This is a genomic window from Streptomyces natalensis ATCC 27448, from assembly GCF_000935125.1.
Taxonomy (GTDB): Bacteria; Actinomycetota; Actinomycetes; order Streptomycetales; family Streptomycetaceae; genus Streptomyces; species Streptomyces natalensis.
In genome coordinates, this window is sequence record NZ_JRKI01000003.1 from 600,301 (window position 1) to 626,716 (window position 26,416).

Consider the following 26,416-nt stretch of genomic DNA (forward strand, 5'->3'; position numbering starts at 1 on the left):
CAGGTCGCAGCATATTTCTTGCTTCGCATGGGAAGGCGGGAATGGATTCGTGGGCGTTACTTGTTCGGACAGGTGATTTACTTGTTCGGACAGGCATCCGCTGGTGGGGGCTCCCGAGCGCCCCGCTGCGGAGGACCACTCATCCCGAGGGAGAGACCCATGACCACTGCTTTCGATCCGATCGTTCTGGGCGGCAAGCGCCTGGCGAACCGCGTCGTGATGGCGCCGATGACCCGCAGCCGCGCCTCGGGGCCGGGCGCCGAGCCGACCGAGCTGATGGCGACGTACTACGCGCAGCGCGCCGGTGCCGGGCTGATCGTCACCGAGGGCATCCAGCCCTCGCCGGTCGGACAGGGCTACCCCGACACCCCCGGCCTGCACACGGCCGGGCAGGTGCGGGCGTGGCGGACGGTGACCGACGCCGTGCACCGTGCGGGCGGTGCGATCTTCGCGCAGCTGATGCACACCGGCCGGATCGGGCACCCGAGCCTGCTGGCCGACGGACTGGTCCCGGTGGGGCCGTCGGCGGTGGCCGCCGAGGGCCGGGTCTACACCCACCAGGGGCCGAAGGAGTTCGTGACGCCGAGGGAGCTGAGCGAGGCGGAGATCCGGCAGACCATCGCCGACTTCGCGGACGCGGCCCGTAACGCGGTCGAGGCCGGGTTCGACGGTGTGGAGATCCACGGCGCCAACGGCTACCTGGTCCACCAGTTCCTCGCGCCCAACACCAACCACCGCACCGACGCCTGGGGCGGCGACACCGAGGGGCGGATCCGGTTCGCCGTCGAGGTCGTCACGGCCGTGGCGGAGGCGATCGGCGGCGACCGGGTGGGCCTGCGGATCTCGCCCGGGAACCCGTTCAACGACATCTCCGAGGACGACCCGGACGAGGTCTACCTCGCTCTGCTGGACCGGCTGGCCGGTCTGGACCTGGCCTATCTGCACCTGATGGAGGGGCCGAACCGCGATCTGACCCCGCGGCTGCGCAAGGTCTGGCCTGGCACGTTCGTCCTCAACCCGTTCACGTACCCGGACGTCACCGGCCCCGACGCGCTGGGGCTGATCGAGGACGGCAGCGCGGACGCGATCGCCTACGGGGCGCTGTTCCTGGCCAACCCCGACCTGCCCCGGCGTCTGGCCTCCGGCGGTCCGTTCAACACCCCTGACAACGCCACGTTCTACGGTGGCGACCACCGCGGCTACACCGACTACCCCACCCTTTCCGCCTGAGCCCCTCTCCGCCCTCGACCTGAAGATCCGGTCCGTCGGCGGCTACGGCGAATGCGCCCTGCCCGACCGGCCGGTGGCCGAACCCCGGGCGGGCACGGGCAGGAAACGGCCGCCCCGGCCGGGAGCCGGGGCGGCCGCTTCTCGTCGGGATCAGGCGGACCGGGGACGGCGCCGGCGGGTCAGTACGACATGGGCCGCGACGCCGAACACCAGGCCCCAGAAGGCCGATCCGATGCCGAAGAGGGTGACTCCGGATGCGGTGGCCAGGAAGGTGATCAGGGCGGCCTCGCGGTCCTGCTCTTCCTTGACGGCTCCGCTCAGGCCGCCGGCCAGCGCCCCGAAGAGGGCGACGCCGGCGATGGCGGCGACCAGTTCCTTCGGCAGGCCCGCGAAGAAGACCACCAGGGTGGTGCCGAAGGCGCCGATCAGGAGGTAGAACGCCCCGCACGCGATGCCTGCGATATAGCGGCGCTTGGGGTCGCGGTGGGATTCGGGCCCGGTGCAGATCGCCGCGGTGATGGCCGCGAGGTTGATGGCGTGCGAGCCGAAGGGGGCCAGGGCCGTCGAGACCAGTCCCGTCGAGCCGATCAGCAGCCGGTCCTTGGGCCGGTATCCGGACGCGCTGAGGACCGCCATGCCGGGCGCGTTCTGCGAGGCCAGCGTCGCCAGGATCATCGGCACCGCGATGCCGATGAGCGAGGCGGCGGAGAACGCGGGCGTGGTGAGCACCGGGCGGGCCAGCTCGATGTGGTCCAGATGGATGTTCAGCCGCGAGGTGGCGGCGGCGGCCGCCACGCCCGCGGCGAGGGCGATCAGCACCGCGTAACGGGGCAGCCACCGCTTTCCGGCCAGATAGATCAGCAGGACGGCCCCGGCGATCCAGGGCGCGGTCTTGAGCGAGGCGAAGACGCCGGTGCCGAAGGAGAACAGGATGCCCGCGAGCATGGCGGAGACGACCGCCGTGGGCACCTGCCGCATCAGCCGGCCGAACACCCCGGTCAGCCCGACCAGGGTGATCACCACGCCGGTGACGAGGAACGCCCCGATGGCCTCCGCGTACGAGTAGGCCCCCAGGCTGGTGACCAGCAGGGCCGCACCGGGCGTCGACCAGGCGGTGATGACCGGCATCTTCGTCCGCAGGCTGAGCCCGATGCAGGTCAGGCCGCTGCCTATCGAGATGGCCCAGACCCAGGATCCGGTCTGTGCCTTGTCCAGATGCCCGGCCGCGGCGGCGGCGAGGACGATGACCAGCGGTCCGGAGTACGAGACCACGACGGCCACGAACCCCGCGAGGACCGCGGACAGCGACATATCGGCCCGCAGCCCCCGGCGGCCGGAGGCCGGGCCGGGGGAGGGGCTGTCGTCGGCCGGCGGGCTGCCGTCGGCCGTCGTCCCGGGGCCGGCCTTCGCCGTGCTGTCGGCCGTCGTGCTGGTGTTGCTGTTTTCCGAGCTCAAAGTACGTCCTTAGCGGCGCGTTCCAGTGCCTGCTCCAGATCGGCCACGAGGTCGGCCGGGTCCTCGAGACCGATGGACAGGCGGAGCATGTCCTTGGGTGAAGTACTGTCCGGCCCCTCGAATGTGTAGCGGTGTTCGATGAGGCTTTCCACCCCGCCCAACGACGTGGCGCGAATGAACAGTTCGCAGTGCTCGGCCGCGCGCAGCGAACGCTGCCACTCCCCGGCGACGTGCAGCGAGAGCATTCCGCTGTAGCCGCCGGACATCTGCCGGGAGGCGACCTGGTGCCCGGGGTCGCCGGGCAGGCCGGGGTAGGCCACCCGGCTCACCAGCGGATGCTCGCTGAAGTGCTCGGCCAGCGTCATCGCGGTGGCCGAAATCTGCCGCATGCGCGGGTAGAGCGTCCGTATCCCGCGCATCAGCAGATACGTCTCCCAGGGGCCGAGGATCGGACCGGTCAGCCGGCGGTGCAGGCGCAGCCGCTCCCAGAGGGCCCGGTGCGCGTCGGTGGGCTGTGGCGCGGCCACGAGCAGTCCCGCCACCACGTCGTTGTGGCCGTTGAGGTACTTCGTACCGGAGTGCATGATCAGGTCGGCGCCGAGCTCGAAGGGCTTGGCGTGCACCGGTGTGGGGACGGTGTTGTCCACTCCGAAGAGGGCACCGGCCCGGTGCGCGATGTCGGCGCAGGCCGCCAGGTCGGTCACCAGCCAGGTGGGGTTCGCCGGGGATTCCGCCCACAGCAGGGCGGTCGGCGCGGCGTTGACCGCCTCGGACACCGCGTCCAGGTCGTTCATGGGGACGCGGACGACCTCCAGGCCGCGCTGCGGGCCGAATTCCAGCAGCCACTTGGTGAGCCCGAAGTACATGGTCTGCGGCACCACCACGCGCGCCCCGGCCGGCAGGACCTGGAAGACGGCGGTGGCGGCGGCCATGCCGGACGCGAACACCAGCGCGTCGGACCCGCCCTCCAGCCCGGCCACGACGCCTTCGAGCTGCTCGTATCCCGGGGTGCCCTGGTCGCGCAGATACGCGAGGCCGGCGGGGCTGCGGTACTGGTCGTCGCGGGCGAAGGTGGCGCCCATGCTGACGGGCGGCGGTACGGCCCCGGTCGTCGGGCAGCGCCAGCCGTCGCCCTGTGCGGCTCGGGTCTCGGCGCGGTACTCCTGCGTCCAGGGGGTGTAGGTCTCGCGGTTGCTCATGATGTCCTCACGGTGAGGGCCGGAAATGCGGTACGGAGGGCGAGTTCGGCGTCCTGCAGCGCGCGGGAGGGCGCGCCGGGTGACGGGACGTAGTGGTTGTAGTAGCTGGATCCCTCGGTGTGCGGACCGAGGAAGAAGAGGGCGGGCCGTACGTCCCCGGCCGGGCCGATGCCCTGCCCTGCGCGGGTGACGCGGAGCCCGGGGACCCGGCCGCCGCCGGCCGCCAGGGTCGACGCGCGCCCCGCCGCGACGAGGCGGCCGAGCAGCGAGGCGGGCAGGCGGTCCGCGCGTGGCTCGGCGACATGCGCCTGCACGATGTGGTCCACCTCGATGCTCTCGGGCCGGGCCAGACAGGTGGACTCCAGCCGCCAGGGGCCCGCCCCGGCCGGGGCGATGACCTTGGGCCGCGGGCCGGGGCCGAGCCGGAGCACCCCGGCGTCCAGCAGCGACAGCAGCTCCAGCGACCGGTCCAGCTGCGGGCCGATCACCAGGCGGTTGACCGTGGCGGTGAACTCCCCGAAGAAGTACGCCAGCGAGGCGTCGTCCACACCCGGGGGGTCGATCACGGCCCGCAGCGCGTCGCGGTGGTCGCGCAGCACTTCCAGGGCTTCCTTGACCGCGCAGGCGCCCAGCCCCTCGCGGGCCTCGGCCAGGTCCTCGCCGACCCGGGCGGTGAACCACCGGGTGTATTCGGCCAGGTCCTGCCACGCACGGCCGGTCAGCCGCTCGGCCAGCACCCCGCGCAGGGGACAGGACCCGAACTCCCCGCGCAGGCCCGCCAGCGTTCCCCCGCAGCCCGACTCGGCGACGCGGCGGGCCAGTTCCGCGCCCGCTGCCTCGGCATCGCCGGTCTTTCGGGCCAGGAGGGTCCGGTAGTAGGCCAGTTCCATCTCGGCCTCGACCAACGGCAGGACGTCGTCGGCGAAATGGAGCCGGCCGCCCTCGCGCGTACGGCGCAGGGACCGCAGCCGGTCCGGCGTCAGCGCGAGGGGGGCGAAGCGGATCCGGCCCGGGGGGAGGTACGGGCGGCTGCGCGAGGGGATACCGGACCGGTTGGCCAGCACGATCCGCGGTTCGCGGCCGCCGGCCACGTACCGCAGCCCGCCGTCCGCCGTCGGTTCGTGCCGGCCGCCGCGGCCCAGGGTCAGGTCGGCGATCACGTCCATGGCGGTCAGCCCCATGCCCAGCACCGCGACCCGGTCCCCGGGGGCGATGCCGTCGAGGGCCGCGGGCAGCGGATAGGGGCGGGTGACCAGCCGTGGTTCGTCCGCCGGTTCGGCCGGCAGGTGGAGCGCCTGGTGCCCGACGGTCACGAACACCGCGTCGGCCTCCAGGCGGGTGCCGTCGTCGAGGACGACCGTCTCCCCGCCGCCGTCGCCGGGGCGGATGTCGGTGGCCGTCGCGGCGTGCCGTATCAGGCGGAAGCCGGCCGGCGCCGCGGCGACGATGCGTTCGGCGGCCCAGGTCAGGTACTCGCTGAGCAGCCTGCGCGGCAGAAAGTCGTTCGGCCGGATCTCCCGTCCGTCCCCCGCTCGGACGGTGTATCCGTCGGCCGCCAGGCGCAGCTCCCGTTCGCGGCACCACTCGTACAGGGAAGGCCCGCCGACCGGCGTGGGGCCGTCCACCATCTGCGCGTCCGCGAACGCGGTGACCTGTGCGCACACCGTGTTCAGCAGGAGGTGGTCGGGCTGGTCCTGGCGGTGGAATCCGGGGCCGAGGGGCCGCGGGTCCACGAGATGGACGGTGACGGGGAAGGGCTCGGCCAGGCAGTGGCCGATGAGCCGCTCCACGACGCCCAGTCCGCGCGGTCCCGCTCCCACGATGGCGAGGGTGGCGGGCCGCTCGGCGTGCCGCTCGCCGTGGTGCTGTGTGGTCACCATCGTCGCGTCTCCCCGAAGAAGTTGGGGACCGCGAGGGTCGAGCCGGCAGCGCGGGCCTGCTCCAGGACGAAGGCACCGACCGCCAGGTCCAGGACGCCGAGACCGAACGGCGAGAAGATCACCGGCCGGTCCTCGGCCACCGCCACCTGGCCGTTCAGCACTCCGGCGAGCGTGCCGGTCACGAAGTCCCGTGAGCCGGTGAGCTGTTCGGCCAGATGGGGCGAGGTGTTGGCCTTCAGGCAGTGGTCGATGTCGTCGAGGATGTTCTGCGCGCCCAGCACCACCTCGGGTGCGAGATCCCGCAGCGAGATGTTCAGCACGAGCTGGCCGGGCTTGAACGGCGCGGTGACGTACGGTTCGAGCGCGGTGGTGGCGAAGACGACGGTCTCGGCCTCCAGTGCGGTGCCCAGATCGGCGGTGAACGACGCGGGACGCTCCTGGGTGGCGCGCAGATGCCCGGCGAGGGCCTGGCCGGACTCCTCGTGGAGGTCGTGCACGACGTAGGCGTCCGGCGCGCAGCCGGCGGCCTGAAGGTAGTCGCAGATGTTCCGGGCGATGACGCCGCCGCCGACGACCGCGATCCGGGTGCCCGCAAAGCCGCCCGGACGCAGCGTGGTTGCCGCGACGGCGGCGGAGGCGGCCGTACGGGCGGCGCTGATGGTGGCGGCTTCCAGGCAGGCGACCGGATAGCCGGTCTCGTAGTCGTTGAGCAGGAGTACGGCCGAGGCGCGGGGCATTCCGGCCTGGGTGTTCCGGGGGAAGCTGGCGATCCACTTGATGCCCGCGAGCCGGACGTCTGCGCCGAGGTAGGCGGGCAGCGCGATGATCCGCGAGTCGGGCTTCTCGGGGAAGCGGAGGAAGTAGCTGTCGGGGTTGACGGTCTCTCCGGCCTCGTGGCTGCGGTAGGCCCTGCTCACGATGCCGAGGACCTCGGCCCGCTTGCCGCTCAGCACCTCGCGCACGGTCTCGCCGGCCACCACATCGAAGTCGAACATAGAGTTACACCTCTCCTCAGGCGCCGGCCTGAGTGATTTCCGGGATTTCTTGGCAGAGGAGTTCAGGCCATCGGGCGGCCACCCAGGAGTCGTCGTAGACCGTCTCCAGATAGCGCTCGCCGAAGTCCGGTGAAAGAGCCACCACGGAGCTTCCCTCGGGAATGTCCTTGGCCTTTTCCTGCACCGCGGAAAGCACCGTCCCGCTCGAACCGCCGAGCAGCAGTCCACGCTCTCCGGCGAGCGTTCTGCACATCTCCACGGCATCCGCCTCGGGAATGACGATCACCTCGTCGATGAGTGTTTCGTCGAGGATTTCCGGACGTCTGCTGGTGCCGAGTCCGGGAATATGGCGCCGGGCCGGCGGGCCCCCGAAGGACACGGAGCCGACCGCGTCGACGGCGATGATCCGGGTCGCCGGGCTGTGCTGCCGTAAGAACTCGGCGCAGCCCATCAGCGTGCCGGTCGTGCCGGCCCCGATGAAGGCGTAGTCGACGGGACCGAGCTTTTCGACGATGGCCCGGCCGGTGCGGTCGCGGTGCGCCCGGGGGCCGGCCGGGTTCGCGTACTGGTTCAGCCAGTACGTGCCGGGCTCGCGCACCAGGCGGTCCTGGATGTAGTTGATGCGGGACTGGAGATAGCCGCCGTTGCCGTCGCGGACGTCGATGAGGACGACCTCGGCACCCAGCGCCTTCATCAGGCGCACCGACTGGGTGCTGGCATTGGGGTCGGTCACGCAGGTCAGGCGGTAGCCCTTGGCCGCGCAGACCATGGCGAGCGCCACGCCGAGGTTTCCCGACGTCGATTCGATAAGGCGCGTACGCGGAAATTCGCGGCCAGATTCCTCGGCCTGGGCCACCAGCGCGATGGCGGTCTTGAGCTTCACCGAGCCCGCCGGGTTGAGGCCCTCGAGTTTAAGGAAGACGGAGCTTCCAGGTACCAGGTGATCGAGCCGGATGAACACGTCATCCAGCACCAGATCGTAAACTTCTTCCACTATCACTGGAATCCAACGCTCTTGAGTGCGGGAAAGCCGATAGATGGCACACGCCGAGATGCGAGGGTTCCTGGGTTTGTGATGGCGGCGAGTGGTCGAGTGCCGCCAGGCAGAAGAGATCGTGTCCCCCCGTTCGCCGCCTAAGCGCCCCCCGCTGCGGCGATTACATCGTCACATAGAGGCATACGTCTCGTCCAGGACATTTTTCGGTCCAATGTAATACCGAATTGAACATTCCGAATCATGCATTCCGAACGGACCATTCCGATTGGAATTCTGAATTCCGGTGGGGGTGCTGGCCCCCTCCGGGGCGAGCCGCCCGTGCCTGTACGGCACATGACCCGTACGGCCCCCGGCGGCTCGCCTGCCGGACCCGCACCCGGAACCCTTGGGATGCGACAGCCTTGGGACGGCCCCGGGACGTCGAAGCCTGGGCAGTGGGAAGAGGCCGGTGCGGATGCTTCGAGGCGGCGGGAACCGTACGGGCGGACGGGGGCGGAAGACGCGCCGCGCCGGACGGCCGCCGCTCCGCCGGCTGGCCCGCTGGCTCCCCGCCCTCCTGATAGTCGGCGGCTTCGCCTTCGACGTGGCCACCCCGCCCCGGTACACCGGCGCACCCTTCTTCTCCGCCGCGCCCATGGTGGCGGCGCCCCTGTACTCCCTGGCCATGACGGCCCTCACGGCGGCCGCCGCGGTCGCCGGCGAGATCGTGATCGCCGTCTACCACAGCGCCAACGACCACAGCGAGTCCGTCAGCGAGGTCCTGACCGTCCTGGTGGTCGCCTTCCTGGCGCTCGGCATCAACCGGGCCGTGCGGCTGAGCGACGCCCGGCTCTCCTCCGTACGGGATGTCGCCGAGGCCGCCCAGCGCGCCCTGCTGCCCACGCCGCCCGGCCGGATCGGCGGGCTCGCGGTCGCCGCACGCTATGTGGGTGCGCAGGCCGATGCCCGGATCGGCGGCGATCTCTACGCGGTGCAGGACACCCCGCACGGCGTACGGCTGATCGTCGGCGATGTGCGGGGCAAGGGACTGGAAGCCGTGGAAGCCGCGGTGGTCGTCATCGGCGCCTTCCGGGAGGCGGCCGAACAGGAGGCCACCTTGGAGGCGGTGGCGGGCCGCCTGGAACGGGCGCTCAAACGGGAGGGCGGGCGGCGTACGGGGCTGGACCAGCACGAGGGCTTCACCACGGCCGTCCTGGCGGAGATCCCCTCCGGCACGCGCTCCGTCCTGCGCGTCCTCAACCGCGGCCACCCGGCCCCGCTGCTGCTCGCCCCCGACGGCGGGCTGTGCGAACTGATCCCCGCCACGGCCGCGCTGCCACTGGGCCTGTGCGATGTCGCGGGGTGGCCGGACCGGGTGGACGAGACGTTCTTCCCGGCCGGTTCGCTGTTGCTGCTGTTCACGGACGGGGTGACCGAGGCACGGGGCCGGTCCGGCCGTTTCTACGACGCCCCGGCCCAGCTCCGCGGCCGCCACTTCCCGGGGCCGGACGCCCTCCTGGACGGCCTGGTCCAGGACATCGCCCGGCACACGGGCGGGGTGCAGGCGGACGATATGGCGCTGCTGGCGGTGCAGCGGCCGTTGGGGGATTAGGGCCTGTCCGGTGGGCGGGGTCAGCCGGTTGCCGGCTGCCCGGCCGTCCCGGCGGAGATCCCCTCCGCCAGCCAGTGCAGGCTCTCCCCGTACGGGCCGGTCAGCGCGAGCGGGCGCTCGTCCAGCGCGAGGGTGAGCGAGGCGTCCTCGGGGCGCAGGGCCGCTCGGTGCGCGGGGTCCGTGATCCAGGGCAGAACGCCGTGCTGCTCCTGGGAGATCCAGTGGCCGCGGCCCTCCCGCTCGGCGAGCAGCGACCGTACGACGGCGGCGAACCGCTCGCGGCGGTCCGCCGGGAGCAGGGCCAGCGCGGCCGAGTGGAAGATCACCAGCGTCGCCCCGGGCGGCGCCTCGGCGGCCAGCGCGGGCAGTTCGTCGAGCAGATCGCCGCGCACGATCCGGGGCCGGGGCACGGTCCGGGCCAGGCCGACGGCGGCCGCCAGGCGCTCCGCACGGTCCCTGTCCCCGGGCCAGACCAGGGCCCGCAGCCAACGGAGGTCATCGGCGTCGGCGACCGGATCGAGCGGGTCGAGGTCGACACCGGCGCGCCAGACGATCTCGGGGACGCGGGCGGGGGCCTCCGGTACGGGACCGGCGCCGGCCGCGCTCGTACGGCAGGTCAGGGTCACCGGGCCGCCGGACGCACCGCATGCGGCGGCGCGGCCCGGGGCCTGCTCGTACCGGTAGCGGTAGAGCTCCGGCCGCAGGCACAGTCCCGCCGATGCCCCGACCTCCAGGAGCGCGAGCGGCTGCGGCAGCCGGGCGAGCAGGGGCAGCAGCGTGGCGCAGTGGCCCGGATCGTTCGTCCGGCCGGCGCGCCGCATGATCACCGTACGGACTTCGTCCCAGTGCCGGATGGTCCATTCGCGCCAGCGTCCGTACGCCGTCTCGTCGCGCGGTCCGTGCTCGGCGTGCGGGCCGTCGAGATAGCGGACGGCGGCCAGGAGGAGGCTCGGCTGCTGGGGGTTCCCGGCCGGCAGCGATCCCGACAACAGATCACAGAACTCCGCGTCGTGGCTGATCCTCGCGGTCAACTCGGCGTGGGCATCGGACCGTCCCCGCGCCTGCTGCCAGGAGAACTCCCGGTACCGATCCGCCACTGTCTGCGCGCTGTTGACGACGTTGACCACGTTGACGAGCATGATCCGACGTTACTGCTCTCACGCTGGGTAACCGGCGGGCACCCCTCCGCATAACAACTGACACACCATCACATGGCGATCGCGTGGCGAGTGCCGGTCAACTCGCCCGATTTGTGCACCTGATGGGTGGAAAAGTCCACGCCATGGCCGATGCGGAGCGCATACGGATTCCCCGGAGGGCTTGGAAAACAACCGCGATCTCTATTACTGTCCGATAACGGAGCGCGGTCGTCCCAGCCGTCGCAAGGACGGCACCGCGCGCCGCCGCCGAATCCTGCACGCGCACGCCAAGTACGTCATGCACTCCCCTTGCGGCACAGGGCAGTTCCCGTACGAACCGGGCGAATTCCCACCGATAGGCGCCGATCCGTCCCTCAGCGGCAGCCGAACGGTGTGCGACCGGAAACGGAACGCCCCGCCCGCACCGCACGACGTGCCTGAACTGCACCGAGGAACCGGGGAACCACCACCTTGGGGTGAATCGGGCGCCTTTCGCCGAAGCCGTCCGTAGGAGACCTTCCTGCTCCGAACCCGTCAGCTAACCCGGTAGGCGCGAAGGAAGGAAAGGAGTGCGCCCCCGTGGCGTCCAACAGGCCCACCCCCGAGGTTCCCTCCCCCGCCGGCCTCGACGGCCGGGGTCCGTTCGGCCACCAGGGCCCGTTCGACGACCGGGGCCGGTTCGACGGTCCGGGGCATGCCGACGGTCCGGATTTCTTCGACGGCTCCGGTGTCGTCTACGAGGGCGGTGACCACGACCGCGAACGGGACGGCATCCGTGCCGACGACGGGCCGTGGGAGGAATGGAACCCCACCGAGGACTCCGTCCGCTCCGTCCGCGGCAAGCACAGGGTGGCCAAGCAGCGCAGCGGCGGTCTCGCGCGCAGCGGCACGGTCCTGGGAGTCGGCGTCATCGCGGCGGTCGGCGCGGGCGGTATGGCCACCGCCGAGGGCCGCCCGCCGGTCCCGATCTCGATGCCGGACATCGGCGGGATGGCCGACGACCTCGCCGCCGAGCTGCCGGCTGCCGCCGAGTCCCTCCCCGGCGTCGGCTCGCTCATATCCGACTCCGGCTCCGGTGCCGCCTCGGGCTCCGGCGCCGCCTCCGGTCCCCTCACCCAGGCGGGCCTCAGCCGGCACGAGGCCGCCCAGGGCGCCGGCGCCGGCGAGGCGCTGCGGCACCGGATCCTCCAGCAGGCCGACGCACAGCAGGACGCCGCCGAACAGGAGCAGCTCGACACCGCGGAGTCCACCGCGATCACCCGGGCCGCCCAGGACGCCTCCGCCCACCAGACGACCGCCGAGAAGGCCGCGGCCGCCAAGAAGGCGGCAGAGCTGGAGGCCCGGCGCAAGGCCGAGGAAGCGGCCCGCAAGAAGGCGGAGGCCGCACGCCGCGCCCAGCTCGCCAAGAGCTACATCACCCCGGTCGCCTCCTACACCCTCACGGCCGGCTTCGGTGAGAGCAGCGATCTCTGGGTGGCGACCCACACCGGCCAGGACTTCGCCGCACCGACCGGCACTCCGGTCAGGGCAGTTCACTCCGGCACCATCACCCAGGCGGGCTGGGCCGGCTCCTACGGTTACCGCATCGTCCTCACCCTCGACGACGGCACCGAGCTCTGGTTCTGCCACCTCTCCTCCATGGTCCAGACCTCCGGCAAGGTGAGCACCGGCGACGTCATAGCCCGCGTCGGCGCCACCGGCAACGTCACCGGCCCCCACCTCCACCTGGAGGTCCGCCCCGGCGCCGGCGCCCCGATAGACCCGATGCCGTGGCTGCGGGAGCACGGACTGAACGTGTGAGGCGGGTACCCATCCGGCCTGTTCCCGCCTGATCCGACCTGCTCAGGCGGGAATAACCCCCCTTCCGCCGACGTTGTCTTGACGCATGACCGCACCACTGACCGCACCCCGCACACCCCTCGGCTCGCTCTCCGTCTCCCCCCTCTGCCTCGGGGGCAACGTCTTCGGCTGGACGGCGGACGAGGCCGAATCCTTCGCCGTACTCGATGCGTACGTGGCCGGCGGCGGCAACTTCATCGACACCGCGGATGTCTATTCGGCCTGGGTGCCCGGCAACCAGGGCGGCGAGTCCGAAACCGTCATCGGCAACTGGCTGGCGTCCCGCCGCAACCGCTCCGACGTCGTCATCGCCACCAAGGTCGGCGCGCCCTCACACCCCCACCTCAGGGGCCTCTCCGCCGCCACCATCAAGTCCGCGGTGGACGCCTCCCTCACCCGCCTGCGCACCGACTACATCGACCTCTACTACACGCACTACGACGACGAGTCCGTCGAGGTCGGAGAGTTCCTCACCACCCTCGACGACCTCGTCCGGGCCGGCAAGGTCCGCGAGATCGCCGCGTCCAACATCTCGGCGGCCCGCCTGTCGGAATCCCTGGCCTTCTCCGACCGCGAGGGCGTGGCCCGTTACGTGGCGCTCCAGCCGCACTACAACCTGGTCTCCCGCGACACCTACGAGGGCGAGCTCGCCGACGTCGCCGCCCGCAACGGCCTGGCCGCGGTCCCGTACTACGCCCTCGCCTCGGGCTTCCTGACGGGCAAGTACCGCCCGGAGGCCACGGTCGACAGCGCCCGCTCCGAGAAGGCCGCGCAGTATCTCGCCACCGAGCGCGGCCGCCGCGTCCTGCGGGCCCTTGACACCGTCGCCACGGCCCACGAAGCCGAGATCGCCACCGTGGCCCTCGCCTGGCTCGCCGCCCGCCCCACCATCGCCGCCCCCATCGCCAGCGCCCGCACCCTGACCCAGCTCCCACCCCTCCTGGCCGCCACCGGCCTGACCCTCACGGAGTCCGACATGACCCTCCTCAACGAGGCGTCGGCGTAACGCCCCCACGGGTACGCGTTCGCGCCGTTGGCGGGTAACGGGCCGGGCCGGGTACGCGCCGGGGCGGGTACGCGCCGGGTACGCGCCCGGGGCGGGGCGGGTACGGGTACGGGCCGGGTACGCGCCGGGGCGGGGCCACCACACGGCGGCCCCGCCCCGCCCGCACGGCCAATCGATGAACCCCGCTACTTCCGGCGATCCACCACCGCCCACGACGCCACGGCAACCCCACCCGCCACCGCACACACCGAAGGCCACGCCCCGATCTTCTTGGCCAGCGGATGCGCCCCCACAAACCCGGCCATATAGGCCCCGCCCAGCGCCGCCGCCGCGCCCGCACCGGCCTTACGCCGCCACTCCGTCGCCGCCACGGCCCCCGCCGCCGCCAACACCACACCCCCAAGCGGCCGCTTCTTCGTCCAACGGGCCACCCCATAGCCACCGATGATGCCGCTTGCGGCCACTGCTGCGGTGGGAACTTCGGCCATGGGAGCAACCTCCTCCGTAGGGGAATCTCTCCTTGACCTTACGCGGGGTGGTGTGGTGGGGAGGGGCGGCCGGGGTGCCGTTGCTTGGCCACAAGTACGGCCTCGGCCACCGCCTCGGCCACTCGGTCGGGGGCCTCGTGCTCCCAGAAACGCAGGACCGTCCATCCCGCCGACTCCAGGTGAGCGGTGGTCTCGGTGTCGCGGGCCATATTGCCCTCGAGCTTCGAGCGCCACCACTGCGCATTGGCCCTGGGGCTGGTGGCGTGTTCGGGGCAGCCGTGCCAGAAACAGCCGTCGAGGAACACGGCGATCCGCAGGCCGGGGAAGGCGATGTCGATTGTGCGCCGTGACATACCCGGCACACGGCGCTGCAGCCGGTAACGGAGGCCCGCGGCGTACAGCAGTCGGCGTACGGCCAGCTCCGGCTCGGTGTCCCGTCTGCCCTGTCGGCTCATCCGCGCGGAGACGCCGGGTGAGGACGGGAAGACGGGGGGGCGTGTCATGAGCCAAGGATGGCTCACCGCCCCTTAAAGCCGTGTAGCGACCCCTGTCGAGCCAGCCTTCGTCTTCGGCGAACTCGCAGATCCGGCCGTCGCTCTTGCCGATCAGGTGGCGTTGCTTGCGCGCCGCCATGGACTTCCACAACACCGTCCCCACCGTCGGAGCAGGGGCGAGCGAGGGTTCCGGCCACTGGAACCGCGCCGAGACCTCGGCACGCAGTGCGACGAGCAGACCGAGCTTCCGGTCCTGAGCGAGCCCGAAAACCGCTTGCATTGAGGGTCCGCCAGTGCAGCTCGTATCCGAGGTGCTCCAGTTCCAGGCGCGCGAATTCACGTATGTCGCGGAAGGCATCGTCGTCGACCAGCGCGGGCACGTTCTCGATCAGTACAGCCCTTGGCCGTACTTCCGCGACCAGCCATACGGTCGCCTCGAACAGTTCCTGCTCGTAGCGGTCCTCGGCGCGCTCGTCGCTGCGTACGACTTCACCCGTGGCAGCCCCGCCGCAATCAGGTCCACGTCGTACGCGTAGCGATGCTCCTGGCCCACGAAGTCCCGCAGATCCATCTCCAACACGCGCCATCCGAGGCGGTTGGCCCGCAACGCGGCACATGCGTGCCGGTTCCGCTCGAACAACGCAACCGGATCGAAACCGGCGGCCTCCAGGCCCATGGCCAACCCGCCGGCTCCGGCACAGACTTCCAGAGATGTGTGACGTACGGCTGCCAAGCCCCCTCGCTCCTTTCGGTGATCGGTCTGGTGATCGTGTCGTTCCGTCACGTCGTGCCTGTGTCAGGAACGTCCCGGTGAGGAAGGGATTCGTGGGGTTGCTGTCACGGGCAGGGCGGCCCGTCCGTACTCGCCACCGCCTCCGTCAACGCAGCCTCCTTCAACGCCGCCTGTGCCCAGGGCCGGTAGCGCCACAGGTGCAGCAGCAGCTCGTGCTCCCGGTTGCTGAAGTCCGGTGTGGGGCCCATGAGATGGGCGCGGCGGCGGTGGAAGGAGAGGGCCGTGGCGAGGGTGGTGTATTCGGTGACGGCGCGGGCGGCGGTGGGGCCCTGGGTGCGGCGGGCTATGCGGCGGGCCAGGGTGCGGGTCCTGCGGGAGGAGAGGGCGGCGGGTTCGGTGGGGGTGAGCCAGCCGGTGGCCGTGTACGGGGCGAGGTAGCTGCGCAGGGAGAGGAGTTCCTGCCCGCGGGACCAGATCGCCAGCCAGGTGACGGTGAGGAAGACCGGGACCATGAACAGCCCGTAGACGCTGAGGAAGCCGAGGTCGCCGAGGATGGTCGCGCCGTTCCAGATGGCGTGGAGGAGGACGGCGGTGAGCAGGCCCAGCAGGGCGATTGCGGCGCGGGTGGTACGGCGGCGGTCGGGGCGGTTGGCGGCTATTCCGAACGCGAGGCCCGTGAGCATGGTGAAAAGAGGGTGGGCGAAGGGGGAGACGACGATACGGATGAAGAAGGTGCCGGCGGTGAGGGAGTGCAGGCCGGAGTGGCCCATCGACTGGTCCTCGCCGAAGGCCCTGCCCAGATAGAGGATGTTCTCGGTGAAGGCGAAGCCGGTGGCGCTGAGGCCGGCGAGGACGAGGCCGTCCGTGATGCCGTCGAAGTCGCGGCGGCGGAAGCGGTAGAGGAGGAGGACGGCGGCCGCCTTGACCGGCTCCTCCACGACGGGGGCGATGATCGTCGAGCCCCAGGTCTGGGCTTCGGACGGGGATTCGCCGAGGACGTTGGCCGCCACCCAGTCGGTGACGAAGCCGTTGGCGAGTATCGCGACCAGGGTGGCCGCGCACGCACCCCAGGCGAAGGCGAACGCGAGATGCCGCCACGGCTCCGGTTCTATGTGATCCAGCCAGCAGAAAGCCGCGATCAGCGGCGGTACGGGGAACACGGCGAGACCGAGGCCGACCAGAAAGCCCTCGGTTCCGGTATGGCGGCGGACGATGGCGAGGATGATCACGCCACAGAGCGCGAGCAGCGAGACCAGTGCGAGCGCACGCACCGTCTTGCTGCGCCACAGTGCGGGGCGCCGACGCGGCCGGTGGGCGGGGGGCTCGGGAGCGTCGGCGTACGGAGCGGGTGTGTCCGGGGTGGGTGTGTACGGGTCAGGAGTGTGGGTGTCCGCGGCGGCGTGCGGGCTTGGCGCGTACGCCGGGGAGGGCGGCTGCGGGGGCGGCGGCGGGCAGGGGTGCCTGGACGGGTACACCTGTCGACCCTAACGAGGGCGGGGAGCGAGCGGACGAGGGCCACCGCCCTACCGGCAGCGCTGCCCACGGCCGCCCGCGGAACACTGCGGCCGTTTGCGGAACGCTACGGATGCCTGCGGAACGCTACGGCCGCCTGTGGCACGTTACGGCCGCCTGCGGAACATCAGGTCATGGACGACATGACCCTTGTCCAGCCCCTGCCCCTCGAACCTCGTGAGCGGGCGGAAGTCCGGCCGGGGGGCGTACGAGGGGTGGAGGTTCTCCAGCGTCGGCTCGGCGGAGAGGACCTCGAGCATCTGCTCGGCGTACGGTTCCCAGTCGGTCGCGCAGTGCACCAGGGCGCCGGGGGCGAGCCGGGTGGAGGCGAGCGAAACGAACTCCGGCTGGATCAGGCGGCGCTTGTGGTGGCGCTTTTTCGGCCAGGGGTCGGGGAAGAAAACGCGCAGGCCGGCGAGGGAGCCGGGGGCGAGCATCTCGCGCAGCAGGATGATCGCGTCGCCGTTGGCGACCCGGATGTTGGACAGACCGTTCCGCTCCGCGAGACCGAGCAGATTGCCCTGGCCGGGAGTGTGCACGTCACAGGCGAGGATGCCGGTGTCCGGGTCGGCGGCGGCCATCTGTGCGGTGGCCTCGCCCATGCCGAAACCGATCTCCAGGACGACCGGCCGCCCGTCGAAGAATTCGGCCAGATCGATGCGGGAGAGCCCGTCGATGTCCCGGCCCCACTTCGGCCACAGGCGGCGCAGCGCATCGGCCTGCGAGGGCGAGACGCGGCTGCGGCGGGGCTGGAAGGAGCGGATCCGCCGCTCGTGATGCGAGCCCGCGGGATCCGCGGCGGGCCCGGTCCCGTCGGGGAACATCGGCCCGCCGCGCCGCGGCACGGCCGCCGATGCGGCGGTGGCACCGAGGCGGGGGGCTTCCTGCGGCGCGGGGCTCGCCGGGGCGGCGGGGGCCTGCGCGCCGGCTTCCAGGCCGTCGGCCTCGGGGGCGTCGTCGGCCTTGGTACGGCCGGCTTCGTCGGTTGCGGGGGTGGCGGGATTCTCGGACACAGTGTGTTGATTCTACGGATGGGGTGCGGGGAAGTGAGCGGCCCGGTACTGAGCCTGGCCTGAAGTGCCAGGCAGTGGTGGGGGTGCTGGGGGCGTGGGGGCAATGCCTCTATATGAGAAGGGGGTTGGCGCGGCGCGTTGTGGCATTCCTACGATGCGCCGCTGAATAGGAAAGATTTTCTAAAAACCACGGGGGTCGGTTCATCGTGTCGCAGGGCGGCCAGGGAAGCGCCGGGAATCCGCAACAGCCACCACCGACCGGGCAGGGGGCACCGGGAGTGCCGCCGGCCGGCGCGCCGGCGGCGGGGCCGACCGTCCCCCCGCCCGCCCCGCCCCAGGGGCAGCTGCCGGGGGCGCCCGGGGCCGGCTGTCAAGGCCCGCCCGGGGCTCCCGGTCAGCCGCCGGTGGGCGGGGCCCCGTACGGCGGCCCGGCTCAGCCGCACCCCGCCCCCGGGCCGTACGCCGCTCCCGGCCAGCCGGGCCAGCCGGGCCAGCCGGGCCAGCCGGGCCAGCCGGGCCAGCCGGGCCAGCCGGGCCAGCCGGGCCAGCCCGGCCAGCCCGGTCAAGGCGGCCCGCAGTATCCCGCGCCGCAGGGCCCGCCCCCGGGCCAGCCCCAGCAGGGCTACGCGTACCCGCCCGCCCCGCAAGGCGGTCAGCAGCCGCCCCCGCCGTACGGGCAAACCCCGGCGCCCGGGCCGGCACCGTTCCCTGGCGGGCCCGCGGCGCCCCAGTTCGGGCCGAACGCCACGCCCGCCCGTAGCGGTGCCCCGGTTGCCCTCATCCTGGTCCTCGTGATGGTCGTGCTGATCGGAGCCGGCGTCGGCGGGTACTTCCTCCTGTCGGGCGACGACTCCGACGGCAAAGCGCCCCCCGCAAACGCCATGCAGCAGTTGTGGAAGGCACCGTCGCCCATGTCCGACCGCGAGGGGCAGGACGAGAACGGGCTGCGCTCGATGTGGTTCAACGACGATGACGTCATCTACGGCGACGGCGCGGGTGTGCGCGCCTACAACCTCAAGAGCGGCAAGAAGGAATGGACCGTCAAAACGCCCGAGGGTGCGGGCGAGGTCTGCGCGATGTCCAAGGAGCCCAGTGACGACGGCGTCGGTGCGGTGATCTTCGATGCCGGTGGCAACGACTGCGCCTATCTCTCCGTCATCGACACCGACACCGGGCACACGCTGTGGTCGAAGGACCTCAAGGACAGCTGGCACGAGGAGGACAGCCCGGAGGTCGTGGTGAACTCGAAGGTCGTCGAGGTCTCGATCGGACGGAACACCGCCGCCTATTCCCTCAACCACGGTGTGAAGCTCTGGCACCTGGTGGCACGTGGTGGCGGCTGCCTGTACTCGACCGCGCTGAGCCCCCAGTACCTGGCCGCGGTCAGCGAGTGCACCGCGGCGAAGCCAAAGCACCAGATGACCCTCCAGGACCTGGAGTACGACAGCATCCATTCGGAGATCCCCGGCGAGAAGCGGTCGATCGATGAGATCTTGTCGGACGATCCCCTGACGGTGCTCATGCACACCGACAACAACGGCGCGCCCAACCCCGACCGCTTCCTTCAGACCTTCACGGATGAGGGGAAGCCGGATCACTCATTCAAGCTTGAGGGCGAGCTGAAGAAGCTGAAGTTCGGCCCGCGCACCAGCTACGTCGATACGGACAACCAGGTGCTGGTGTCGGAGTACGGCGACTACCACGGCATCGCGGCGATGGACCTGAAGACCGGCAAGCTGCTGTGGAAGAAGTTCGGCTCGGAGGCCATCGCCGGCGTGGACCGCGAGGGGGTGATCGTGGTGACCGATTCGCTGGGCGGCGCCGATGCCGTGCACCAGAAGGTGATGGCGATCGGTCTTCGCGACGGCAAGGAGAAGGAGCTGGGTTCGCTCTACGACCCGAAGCACGCCCTGCCCAGCCCGGACCAGATGTCCCTCTCCTGGTACGGCGGCGAGAACACTCTCTTGATCCAGAGCACGTCGCTCAGCAATGACGGGCAGAGCGTTCAGGCCCTGAAGGCACCGATGCACTGACGTCCGGCGCCGCCACGCCCCGCCACCTCAGGGCGGTTTCGGCCCCGGCTCTCCCGGCTCCCGGCCCCTCCAGCGCTCCCGGCTTCCCCGGGGCGTGCGGGAGGGGCCGGGAGCCGGGCTCGTCAGGGAACGTCCGTGCCCAGAACCCGCAGCACCCTCCGCGCCACCTCCCTCCCAATAGGCAGCGACGCTGTGGCCGCCGGTGACGGCGCGTTGAGGACGTGGACCATGCCCGGGGATTCGGCGAAGAGGAAGTCGTCGACGAGGGTGCCGTCGGGGAGGACGGCCTGGGCGCGGACGCCGGCGGGGGAGGGCAGGAGGTCCTCCTCGCGGGCGGCCGGGAGGAGGCGGCGGACGGCATCGGCGAAGGCGTGGCGGGAGAGGGAGCGGTGGAGTTCGCCGGCGCCGTAGCGCCAGTGGCGGCGGGCGATGCGCCAGGAGCCGGGGTAGCCGAGGGTGCCGGCGAGGTCGGTGGGACGGATGGTGCGCCAGGTGTAGCCCTCGCGGGCGAGGGCGGGGACGGCGTTGGGGCCGATGTGGACGGCGCCGTCGATGCCGCGGGTGAGGTGGACGCCGAGGAAGGGGAAGGCCGGGTCGGGGACGGGGTAGACCAGGCCGCGGACCAGAGAGGCGCGCTCGGGGGCGAGGGTGAAGTACTCGCCGCGGAAGGGGACGATGCGCATGCCGGGGGCGTCGCCGGCCAGCCGGGCGATCCGGTCGCAGTGCAGGCCGGCGCAGTTGACCAGCGCACGGGCGCGGTAGACCGTCTCGGAGGCCGTACGGACCGCGACCCGGCCCGAGCGGCGCCCGATCGTCGTCACCTCGGCGCCGTACACGATCCGGGCCCCGGCGTCGATGGCGAGCGCGGCGTACCGGCGGGCGACCGCGCCGAAGTCGCAGATGCCGGTCGTGCCGACATGGATGGCGGCCAGGCCGCGCACCTCAGGTTCGTACTCCGCTATCTGGGCGGGGCCCAGCTCGCGCACCGGCAGGCCGTGCTCCCGGCCGCGCTGGATCAGGCCGTGCAGCCGGGGCAGCTCGCTGCGGTCGGTGGCGACGATCAGCTTGCCGGTGACCTCGTGCGGGATGTCGTGCTCGGCGCAGAACTTGACCAGCTCGGCCGATCCCTGGAGGGCGTAGCGGGCCTTGAGGGAGCCGGGCGGGTAGTAGATGCCGCTGTGGATCACGCCGCTGTTGCGGCCGGTCTGGTGGCGGGCGGGCCCCGGTTCCTTCTCCAGCACCACGACGCGGGTGCCCGGCGCGGCGCGCGTGAGCGCATACGCCGTGGAGAGCCCGACGATGCCGGCACCGATCACCAGCACATCGCAGTCGTACGCCGCCACTGCACCTCCCCAACCGGACGACCGCAGGCCCGCCCCTGGCCGGGGGCCCGCGCGTCATTACCGACGACGTACTCCATCATGACGGTCACCACTGACAATGCGGCAGGTACGAGTCGGGGCGGCCCGCCCCGGCGGCCCCGCCCACGGCCCGCTACGCCGGCGCCGCCAGCAGCGGCCGCGCCCGCTCGCGCAGTTCCACCACCCGCGGCTCGTCGCCGTACGGCTCCAGGCGGTGCAGCAGATCGCGGACGTACTCGGTGGTGCGGGCCGAGGAGATCCGGCCGGCCACCTCGACCGCGCGGGTACCCGCCGCGCAGGCCGCGTCCAGATTGCCCGACTCCAGTTCGGCGACCGCGGACACCACCAGGCGCAGCCCGTGCGAGCGGACGAACTCCTCCGTGGGGCGGGAGAGCGCCTGCTCCGTGAAGCGCCGGACCTGGCGCGGCAGCCGCAGATCGCGGTAGCACTCGGCGGCGTCGGCGGCGAACCGCTCGTAGGAGTAGAAGTCCAGCCAGGACGGGTCCGGGTCGCCGCTGCGGGAGCGTTCCAGCCAGCCCTCGGACGCTTTCAGCGCCACCTCGCACGCGCGGGCCTCGCCGGCCTTGGCCTGGGCCCGTGCCTCCACCAGGCGGAAGAAGCTCATGGTGCGCGCCGTGGCCAGGCCGCGGTTGCGCTCCAGGGCGGCCTGGGCGAGGTCGACGCCCTCGTCGGCGAAGCCGCGGTAGGTCGCCTGGAGGGACATCGATGCCAGGACGTAGCCGCCCAGCGGGACGTCGGCGGCCGCACGGGCGAGCCGCAGCGCCTGGATGTAGTAGCGCTGGGCGGCTTCCTGCTGGCCGGTGTCGAAGGCCATCCACCCGGCGAGGCGGGTGAGTTCGGAGGTCGCGCCGAAGAGCGCCCGCCCGACCTCGTCGCTGTACGAGGCGAGCAGCAGCGGCGCCGCGTCCACCCGCAGGCACTCCGGCACCATCGACGAACGCCAGTCCCCGCCGCCGTACTTGGAGTCCCAGCGCCGCGCGTCCTCCGCCGCCTCGCGCAGTTTGGAGACATCGCTGTGGCCGACGTGCTGCGGGATCCCGGCGTCGCCGGCCGCCGCGGCATCCTTGTCGCGGGCCTCGGCCGCCTCCCGCGCCACCGAACTGTCGGCCGGGGATATCAGCCATCGGGAGGCGGGGGTGGCGTACGCGCTGACGGCGAACGATCCGGCCAGGCTCTGCCAGATGCCGCCGCTGCCGCCTCGCCGCCCGGCCAGATCAAGTCGGTAGAGCTCGGTCGCGGAGCGCACCGCCGCGCCCACATCGCGGGGAAAAGCCAGGCCGACCTCGGGTGCCGGGTCCGCGTCGGCGAGCCCGATCTCGTGCAGCGGCACCGGGCGGCCGAGCTTGCTGCCGATCGCGGACGCGATCAGATGGGGCGCGGCGCCCTGCGGCACCATGCCCTTGGACACCCACCGGGCCACCGACGTCTTGTCATAACGAAGCGTCAGCCCACGTTGCGCACCGAGATCGTTGACCCGGCGGGCCAGTCCGGCATTGCTGATCCCCGCGAGGGCGAGAACGGTGCCGAGCTTTTCGTTCGGCCCGCGTATATCCCTGGACATGCGCACCCCTCGACACAGCGACAGCCTCCCCGGTACCCCCGGGGCATGCGTCCACCCAGAGTAGTTCGCCGGATCCCGACCGTTAAGAGTCGGTGTCCCGGATGGCGAGATTCGTGTTCAAACAGGGGTGCGGGAATTGGCATGTGCTCCGGGTACGTGTGCCCGTGCGCCCGTCCGTGCGCGCTGGCTGCCCTGTGACGGGAGCGCTTCCATGGGTCCTGCGTGGGTTGGCCCGCTGCACTGGATCCAGTGGGCTGGGGGATACCGCCACCTCATTCCCCGCGGGTGGCGGTCCGGTCCGGGAGGCGAAGCCCGCTTCCCGGACCGTCGCGCAGATCGGCCGACGGCCGGTTGCGGCACCTGTTGACGCGTCGCCCGAGCGCATCAACTGGGCTGAACCGTACAGACTTTGGCCGAAAATCGATGGGTGATGATTTCACGCCGCGGCCCGTTCGGGGCCGCCCCGGGGGCCACACGGGGGGCCACCCGGGGCAGACGCGGCCCCCGCCGACCCCGCGAACACCGCGTATACGGGCCGCTCTTGTACCCTCCCGCACGCCTCCGCCATGGCAGCATGGTCCGCGCAACACCATGGCGACAGCTTGGCAATCCGCTGTACGGGGCGGCCGTTGACGGGCGGCCGACGTACGGGCGGCCGTGCGCCCCTCGGCGGACGGGGAATCGGGTGGAGGCGGCGATGCGCTGGTTGGTGGGGTGGAGCAGTACCGCCACGGGACCGGCAGCCGGCCGAGAGGGCCCGTCCGTTCTGCCCGTGGGCGCCCAGTTGCTGTGGGGCGACCCGGATCCGCTGTGGGCCGTGGGCGACTGGAGGCCCGACGAGGTACGCGTCGTCCAGGCCGATGCTCAGACCCGGCTCGCCGTCTTCGGCGTCTGCGGGGCCACCGACGACCAGCTGCGGGTGGGGCTGTTCGCGGCGCGCGGGGGCGCACTGAGGCATCTGACCGCATGGCCCGGCAGCTACACTGCAGTCGTCCAGGTGGGGCGCCGGATCACCGTCACCGGCGATCTGGCGGGCGCCCGGCCCGTCTTCCACACCCCCTGGGCCGGCGGCACCGCCTATGCCACCGCCGCCCTCCCGCTCGCCGACCTCATAGAGGCCGGCCTGGACGTCGGCCATCTCGCCGCGCTGCTGGCCTGCCCGGACGCCCCCGAGGCGCTCGGCACCGGCACACCCTACGAAGGCGTCCGCCGCATCCCGCCCGGCCATGCGCTGGTGCTGCGCGGCGGCGCCCGCGACATCACCTCCTACGAGCCGACCGCCTCGCTCGCCGTCGCCGCGCCCCAGATTCCCCCGGAACAGGCCGTCGACGGGGTGCGCGAGGCGCTGATCGAGGCGGTACGGGCCCGGCTGGCGAGCCCGCGGCACGTCCCCGACCCCGACGGCCTGGACGGCCTCGACCCCGGCCCGGTGCCCGGTATGGGACCGGCCGAACGGCGGGCCGCCCGCGGCGCACCGGTCCCCGGCATCGGCGCCGACCTCTCCGGCGGCAGCGCCTCCGGCACCCTCGCCCTGCTCGCCGCGGGGCTCCCCGGCCGCCCCGGCACCCTCAACGGCCACGGCGAACGGCTGCTGGCCGTCACCTTCAACGACCGTGCCACGGGCGGCGGCCAGGACCACTGCGAGGCCGAGCTCGAACGCGCCCGCAGCATTGCCGACAACCCCCGGCTGCGCCATGTCGTGGTCGCCGCGGGCGAGGAGGCCCTGCCCTACGCCGACCTCGACTCGCAGCCGCTCACCGACGAACCCGGCCCCTCGCTCATCACCGCCGCCCGCCACCGCCGGCGGCTGCTCGCCGGCAGCGCCGACCACTTCGTCGGGCACGGCGCCCGCCAGGTCCTCGACGCCCACCCGGCCCGGCTCGCCGACCTCCTCATGGACCGCAGACGGCGCCATCTGCTGCGCCCGGTCACCGCGCTCGCCAAGGCCGACGGCCCCTCCGCCCAGTCCGTCCTCGTCCCCTTCACCGTCTACCGCGCGGCCCGCAAACTCGCCCGTACGCCCTACGCGGAGGGCATCGCCGATACGGCCCGCCGCCTGATGGAGCGCCAGTTCGCCGACGAACCGGCACCCGGCGGCGCGGTCGACGCCTCACTCGCCGCCCTCGCCTGGTGCCGCCCCGGCCCCGCCGCACGCTGGCTCACCGGCGAGGCACTGGCCCAGGTGGCCGGCCGCCTCGGCGACGCGGCCATCCGTTCGCCCGGCATCGGCCGCCCGGGCGAGCAGCGCGCCCGCGCGGCACTGGCCCGCCAGGCCGCCGACCACCGTGTCTTCGAGCAGGCCGCCGAGATCCGCAGCCAGCGGCTGCACGCCCCTTTTCTCGACAACCAGGTCGTGCTCGCCTGCCGCGCCCTGCCCGACACCCTGCGGGTGCAGCCGGGCGCGCGGGCGACGGTGCTGCGCTCGGTGCTCTCCGGCGCGGGCGTACGGGATCTGCCGCCCGGCTGGGGCGCCACCTCGCAGCTGACCCATGCGGCCGCGGTACGGGCCGGGCTGCGCACCGCCGTCACCGATCTGGTCGGGCTCTTCGATGCGCCGCTGCTCGCCGACGCCGGGCTGATCGAGGCGCGGGTGGTGCGCAAGGCGCTGCGCGCGGCGGCCGAGGGCGAGCCGCTGCCGCTGGACGGGCTCGCCGAACTGGTCTCCACCGAGCTGTGGCTGCGGCGGCTGCTGGCCCGGAGGGGTACGTGCTGGACGGGCGCGGCGGCGCGGCAGCGGGCGCTGGCGGGCGGTGTGGTGCCCCGCGCGAGCCTGTAGCGGACCAACTCAGCGTTCCACGGCGGTGGTTCACGGCAAGGTCCCGACGTCCACGGCGGTGGTTCACGGCAAGGTCCCGACGTCCGCGGCGATGTTTCACGTGAAACCCGACGCTGTGCAGCGATGTTTCACGTGAAACATCCGCGATGCCCACCGTGCCCCAACACCCCACGCCGAGACCGCCGTTGCCGGCCATACCTCACCGACAGCTGATCTGCGACCGCGCCCAGTCCGCCACAGCCACCGCATCCACCGGCGTGACCGGCTCGACGACCAGCCGCAGCGTCGTGCGGCCCGCCAGCGGGACATGGACCGGCACCGCCGGCTCCCCGGCACGCACCACGCCGGACCGCCACAGCCGCGCCCCGTCCGCGTACACCGAGAAGCGCACCGCACCCAGCCCCAGGCTCAGATCATCGACCCCCGCGACGGCGTCATACGCGGTGCACTGGCGATGGAGGTCGATCAGCACCGAGGACGGCCCGTGCACGCTCACGCCGTGCGCATACTCCGTACCGTCGATACGCGGATCCTGCCGCTTCCACATCAGACCGCTCTCGAACGCCCGCACCTCCGGCCCCGTGCCATCGCCGGTGACGTCGTACGACAGCGTATTGAGGCGGTACGGCGTGGTCGGGGCGGGCGGCGGAGGCGTCGGGGTGGGCTTCGGCGGAGCCGGGGCCGTCGTCGGGGGCGGGGTCGGAGCCGGAGTCGGCTCGGCTGGGGCCGGACGCGGTGTGGGCGTCGTGGCCGGTGTGGGCGTGGGCCTGGGCTCAGGGGTGTGGCCGGGGGCCGACGCGACCGGCTCGGGGGAGTGCTGCGGCGGCTTGGGCGACGGCTTCCGCGGCGCGGCGGGCGCCGGCGGGCGCGACTCGGCCTGCGGCCGTGCCGACGGCTGCGGCGATCCGGCGAGCGCCAGCGCGAGCGCCGCGCCCGCCACCACCGTCACCCCGACCCCGATACCGACCTTGACCGGCACCCCCAGCCCCTCGCTCACCGCGGCCCCGCCCGCCGCGCCGGACGTGGCACCCGCACCGGCACCCGACGCGGCCGCCGCCGCACCGGCTCCCGCCGCCGCACCCGCCCCCGCGAC

Annotated in this window: 21 protein-coding genes and 1 riboswitch; of the genes, 6 read left to right on the forward strand and 15 right to left on the reverse strand. The window is 72.4% G+C overall.

What is annotated here, in order from left to right:
* Positions 1-159 precede the first annotated feature (159 nt).
* On the forward strand, positions 160-1,230 hold the full coding sequence (locus SNA_RS03675) for an alkene reductase (protein WP_044363035.1): 1,071 nt from the start codon (positions 160-162) through the stop codon (positions 1,228-1,230).
* A gap of 150 nt (positions 1,231-1,380) precedes the next feature.
* Here the strand turns inward: SNA_RS03675 and SNA_RS03680 are convergent, their stop codons facing one another.
* From SNA_RS03680 to sbnA, 5 genes are all read right to left on the reverse strand, one after another.
* The gene (locus SNA_RS03680) at positions 1,381-2,553 is read right to left on the reverse strand and encodes a benzoate/H(+) symporter BenE family transporter (protein WP_241779533.1); all 1,173 of its coding nucleotides are present in this window, start codon (positions 2,551-2,553) and stop codon (positions 1,381-1,383) included.
* A gap of 128 nt (positions 2,554-2,681) precedes the next feature.
* Complete coding sequence (locus SNA_RS03685) at positions 2,682-3,884, reverse strand: trans-sulfuration enzyme family protein (RefSeq protein ID WP_030072002.1); 1,203 nt, start codon at positions 3,882-3,884, stop codon at positions 2,682-2,684.
* Positions 3,881-5,764: an FAD/NAD(P)-binding protein gene (locus SNA_RS03690; RefSeq protein WP_044363041.1), complete on the reverse strand. Its 1,884-nt coding sequence runs from the start codon at positions 5,762-5,764 to the stop codon at positions 3,881-3,883. Before SNA_RS03690 ends, SNA_RS03685 begins: the two co-directional genes overlap by 4 nt.
* Positions 5,758-6,759, reverse strand: a complete 1,002-nt coding sequence (gene sbnB / locus SNA_RS03695; protein ID WP_030071996.1) for a 2,3-diaminopropionate biosynthesis protein SbnB — start codon at positions 6,757-6,759, stop codon at positions 5,758-5,760. Before sbnB ends, SNA_RS03690 begins: the two co-directional genes overlap by 7 nt.
* 16 nt (positions 6,760-6,775) lie before the next feature.
* The gene (sbnA, locus tag SNA_RS03700) at positions 6,776-7,759 is read right to left on the reverse strand and encodes a 2,3-diaminopropionate biosynthesis protein SbnA (RefSeq protein ID WP_241779522.1); all 984 of its coding nucleotides are present in this window, start codon (positions 7,757-7,759) and stop codon (positions 6,776-6,778) included.
* Positions 7,760-8,210: 451 nt separating this feature from the next.
* Here sbnA and SNA_RS03705 point away from each other — a divergent pair, with 451 nt between their 5' ends.
* Positions 8,211-9,347: a PP2C family protein-serine/threonine phosphatase gene (locus SNA_RS03705; RefSeq protein WP_044363186.1), complete on the forward strand. Its 1,137-nt coding sequence runs from the start codon at positions 8,211-8,213 to the stop codon at positions 9,345-9,347.
* Between the two features lie 20 nt (positions 9,348-9,367).
* Here SNA_RS03705 and SNA_RS03710 read toward each other — a convergent pair whose 3' ends face one another.
* Positions 9,368-10,486, reverse strand: a complete 1,119-nt coding sequence (locus SNA_RS03710) for a DUF2332 domain-containing protein (RefSeq protein ID WP_044363043.1) — start codon at positions 10,484-10,486, stop codon at positions 9,368-9,370.
* A gap of 424 nt (positions 10,487-10,910) precedes the next feature.
* Positions 10,911-11,053: riboswitch (cyclic di-AMP (ydaO/yuaA leader) on the forward strand.
* A 12-nt stretch (positions 11,054-11,065) separates the two neighbouring features.
* Between SNA_RS03710 and SNA_RS03715 the strand changes: the two genes are divergently transcribed.
* Positions 11,066-12,286, forward strand: a complete 1,221-nt coding sequence (locus tag SNA_RS03715; protein ID WP_044363045.1) for a M23 family metallopeptidase — start codon at positions 11,066-11,068, stop codon at positions 12,284-12,286.
* A gap of 85 nt (positions 12,287-12,371) precedes the next feature.
* Positions 12,372-13,331, forward strand: a complete 960-nt coding sequence (locus SNA_RS03720) for an aldo/keto reductase (RefSeq protein ID WP_030072794.1) — start codon at positions 12,372-12,374, stop codon at positions 13,329-13,331.
* A gap of 185 nt (positions 13,332-13,516) precedes the next feature.
* Here SNA_RS03720 and SNA_RS03725 read toward each other — a convergent pair whose 3' ends face one another.
* The 6 genes from SNA_RS03725 to trmB all read right to left on the reverse strand — a co-directional run bounded on the left by SNA_RS03725 (position 13,517) and on the right by trmB (position 17,571).
* Positions 13,517-13,819, reverse strand: coding sequence for a hypothetical protein (locus SNA_RS03725; RefSeq protein WP_030072796.1), 303 nt, complete (start codon positions 13,817-13,819; stop codon positions 13,517-13,519).
* 38 nt (positions 13,820-13,857) lie between these two features.
* The gene (locus SNA_RS03730) at positions 13,858-14,322 is read right to left on the reverse strand and encodes a very short patch repair endonuclease (protein ID WP_241779523.1); all 465 of its coding nucleotides are present in this window, start codon (positions 14,320-14,322) and stop codon (positions 13,858-13,860) included.
* A 14-nt stretch (positions 14,323-14,336) separates the two neighbouring features.
* Positions 14,337-14,756, reverse strand: a complete 420-nt coding sequence (locus SNA_RS44630) for a DNA cytosine methyltransferase (RefSeq protein WP_275041980.1) — start codon at positions 14,754-14,756, stop codon at positions 14,337-14,339.
* Positions 14,702-14,989: a DNA cytosine methyltransferase gene (locus SNA_RS44635; protein ID WP_275041981.1), complete on the reverse strand. Its 288-nt coding sequence runs from the start codon at positions 14,987-14,989 to the stop codon at positions 14,702-14,704. Before SNA_RS44635 ends, SNA_RS44630 begins: the two co-directional genes overlap by 55 nt.
* A gap of 161 nt (positions 14,990-15,150) precedes the next feature.
* A complete protein-coding gene (locus SNA_RS03740) occupies positions 15,151-16,521 on the reverse strand; it encodes a PrsW family intramembrane metalloprotease (protein WP_078969644.1) in 1,371 nt (456 codons plus the stop codon).
* Between the two features lie 144 nt (positions 16,522-16,665).
* Positions 16,666-17,571 carry a tRNA (guanosine(46)-N7)-methyltransferase TrmB gene (gene trmB, locus SNA_RS03745; protein WP_044363050.1) on the reverse strand — a complete coding sequence of 302 codons (906 nt, stop codon included), beginning with the start codon at positions 17,569-17,571 and terminating at the stop codon, positions 16,666-16,668.
* Between the two features lie 794 nt (positions 17,572-18,365).
* On the opposite strand from trmB, the gene SNA_RS03750 reads away from it, so the two are divergent.
* Positions 18,366-19,604 (forward strand): outer membrane protein assembly factor BamB family protein, encoded by a 1,239-nt coding sequence (locus tag SNA_RS03750; protein ID WP_051877574.1) that lies wholly within the window; start codon positions 18,366-18,368, stop codon positions 19,602-19,604.
* Between the two features lie 122 nt (positions 19,605-19,726).
* Here SNA_RS03750 and lhgO read toward each other — a convergent pair whose 3' ends face one another.
* Entirely contained in the window at positions 19,727-20,947 is a 1,221-nt protein-coding gene (gene lhgO / locus SNA_RS03755) for an L-2-hydroxyglutarate oxidase (protein ID WP_030073697.1), read from the reverse strand.
* 151 nt (positions 20,948-21,098) lie between these two features.
* Positions 21,099-22,547: an NsdA family TPR-like regulatory protein gene (locus tag SNA_RS03760; protein ID WP_044363052.1), complete on the reverse strand. Its 1,449-nt coding sequence runs from the start codon at positions 22,545-22,547 to the stop codon at positions 21,099-21,101.
* Positions 22,548-23,244: 697 nt separating this feature from the next.
* Between SNA_RS03760 and SNA_RS03765 the strand changes: the two genes are divergently transcribed.
* The gene (locus tag SNA_RS03765; RefSeq protein WP_044363055.1) at positions 23,245-25,323 is read left to right on the forward strand and encodes an asparagine synthase-related protein; all 2,079 of its coding nucleotides are present in this window, start codon (positions 23,245-23,247) and stop codon (positions 25,321-25,323) included.
* A 199-nt stretch (positions 25,324-25,522) separates the two neighbouring features.
* Here the strand turns inward: SNA_RS03765 and SNA_RS39125 are convergent.
* Positions 25,523-26,416: NPCBM/NEW2 domain-containing protein (locus SNA_RS39125; RefSeq protein WP_044363056.1), on the reverse strand; the 894-nt coding region annotated here is incomplete at its 5' end.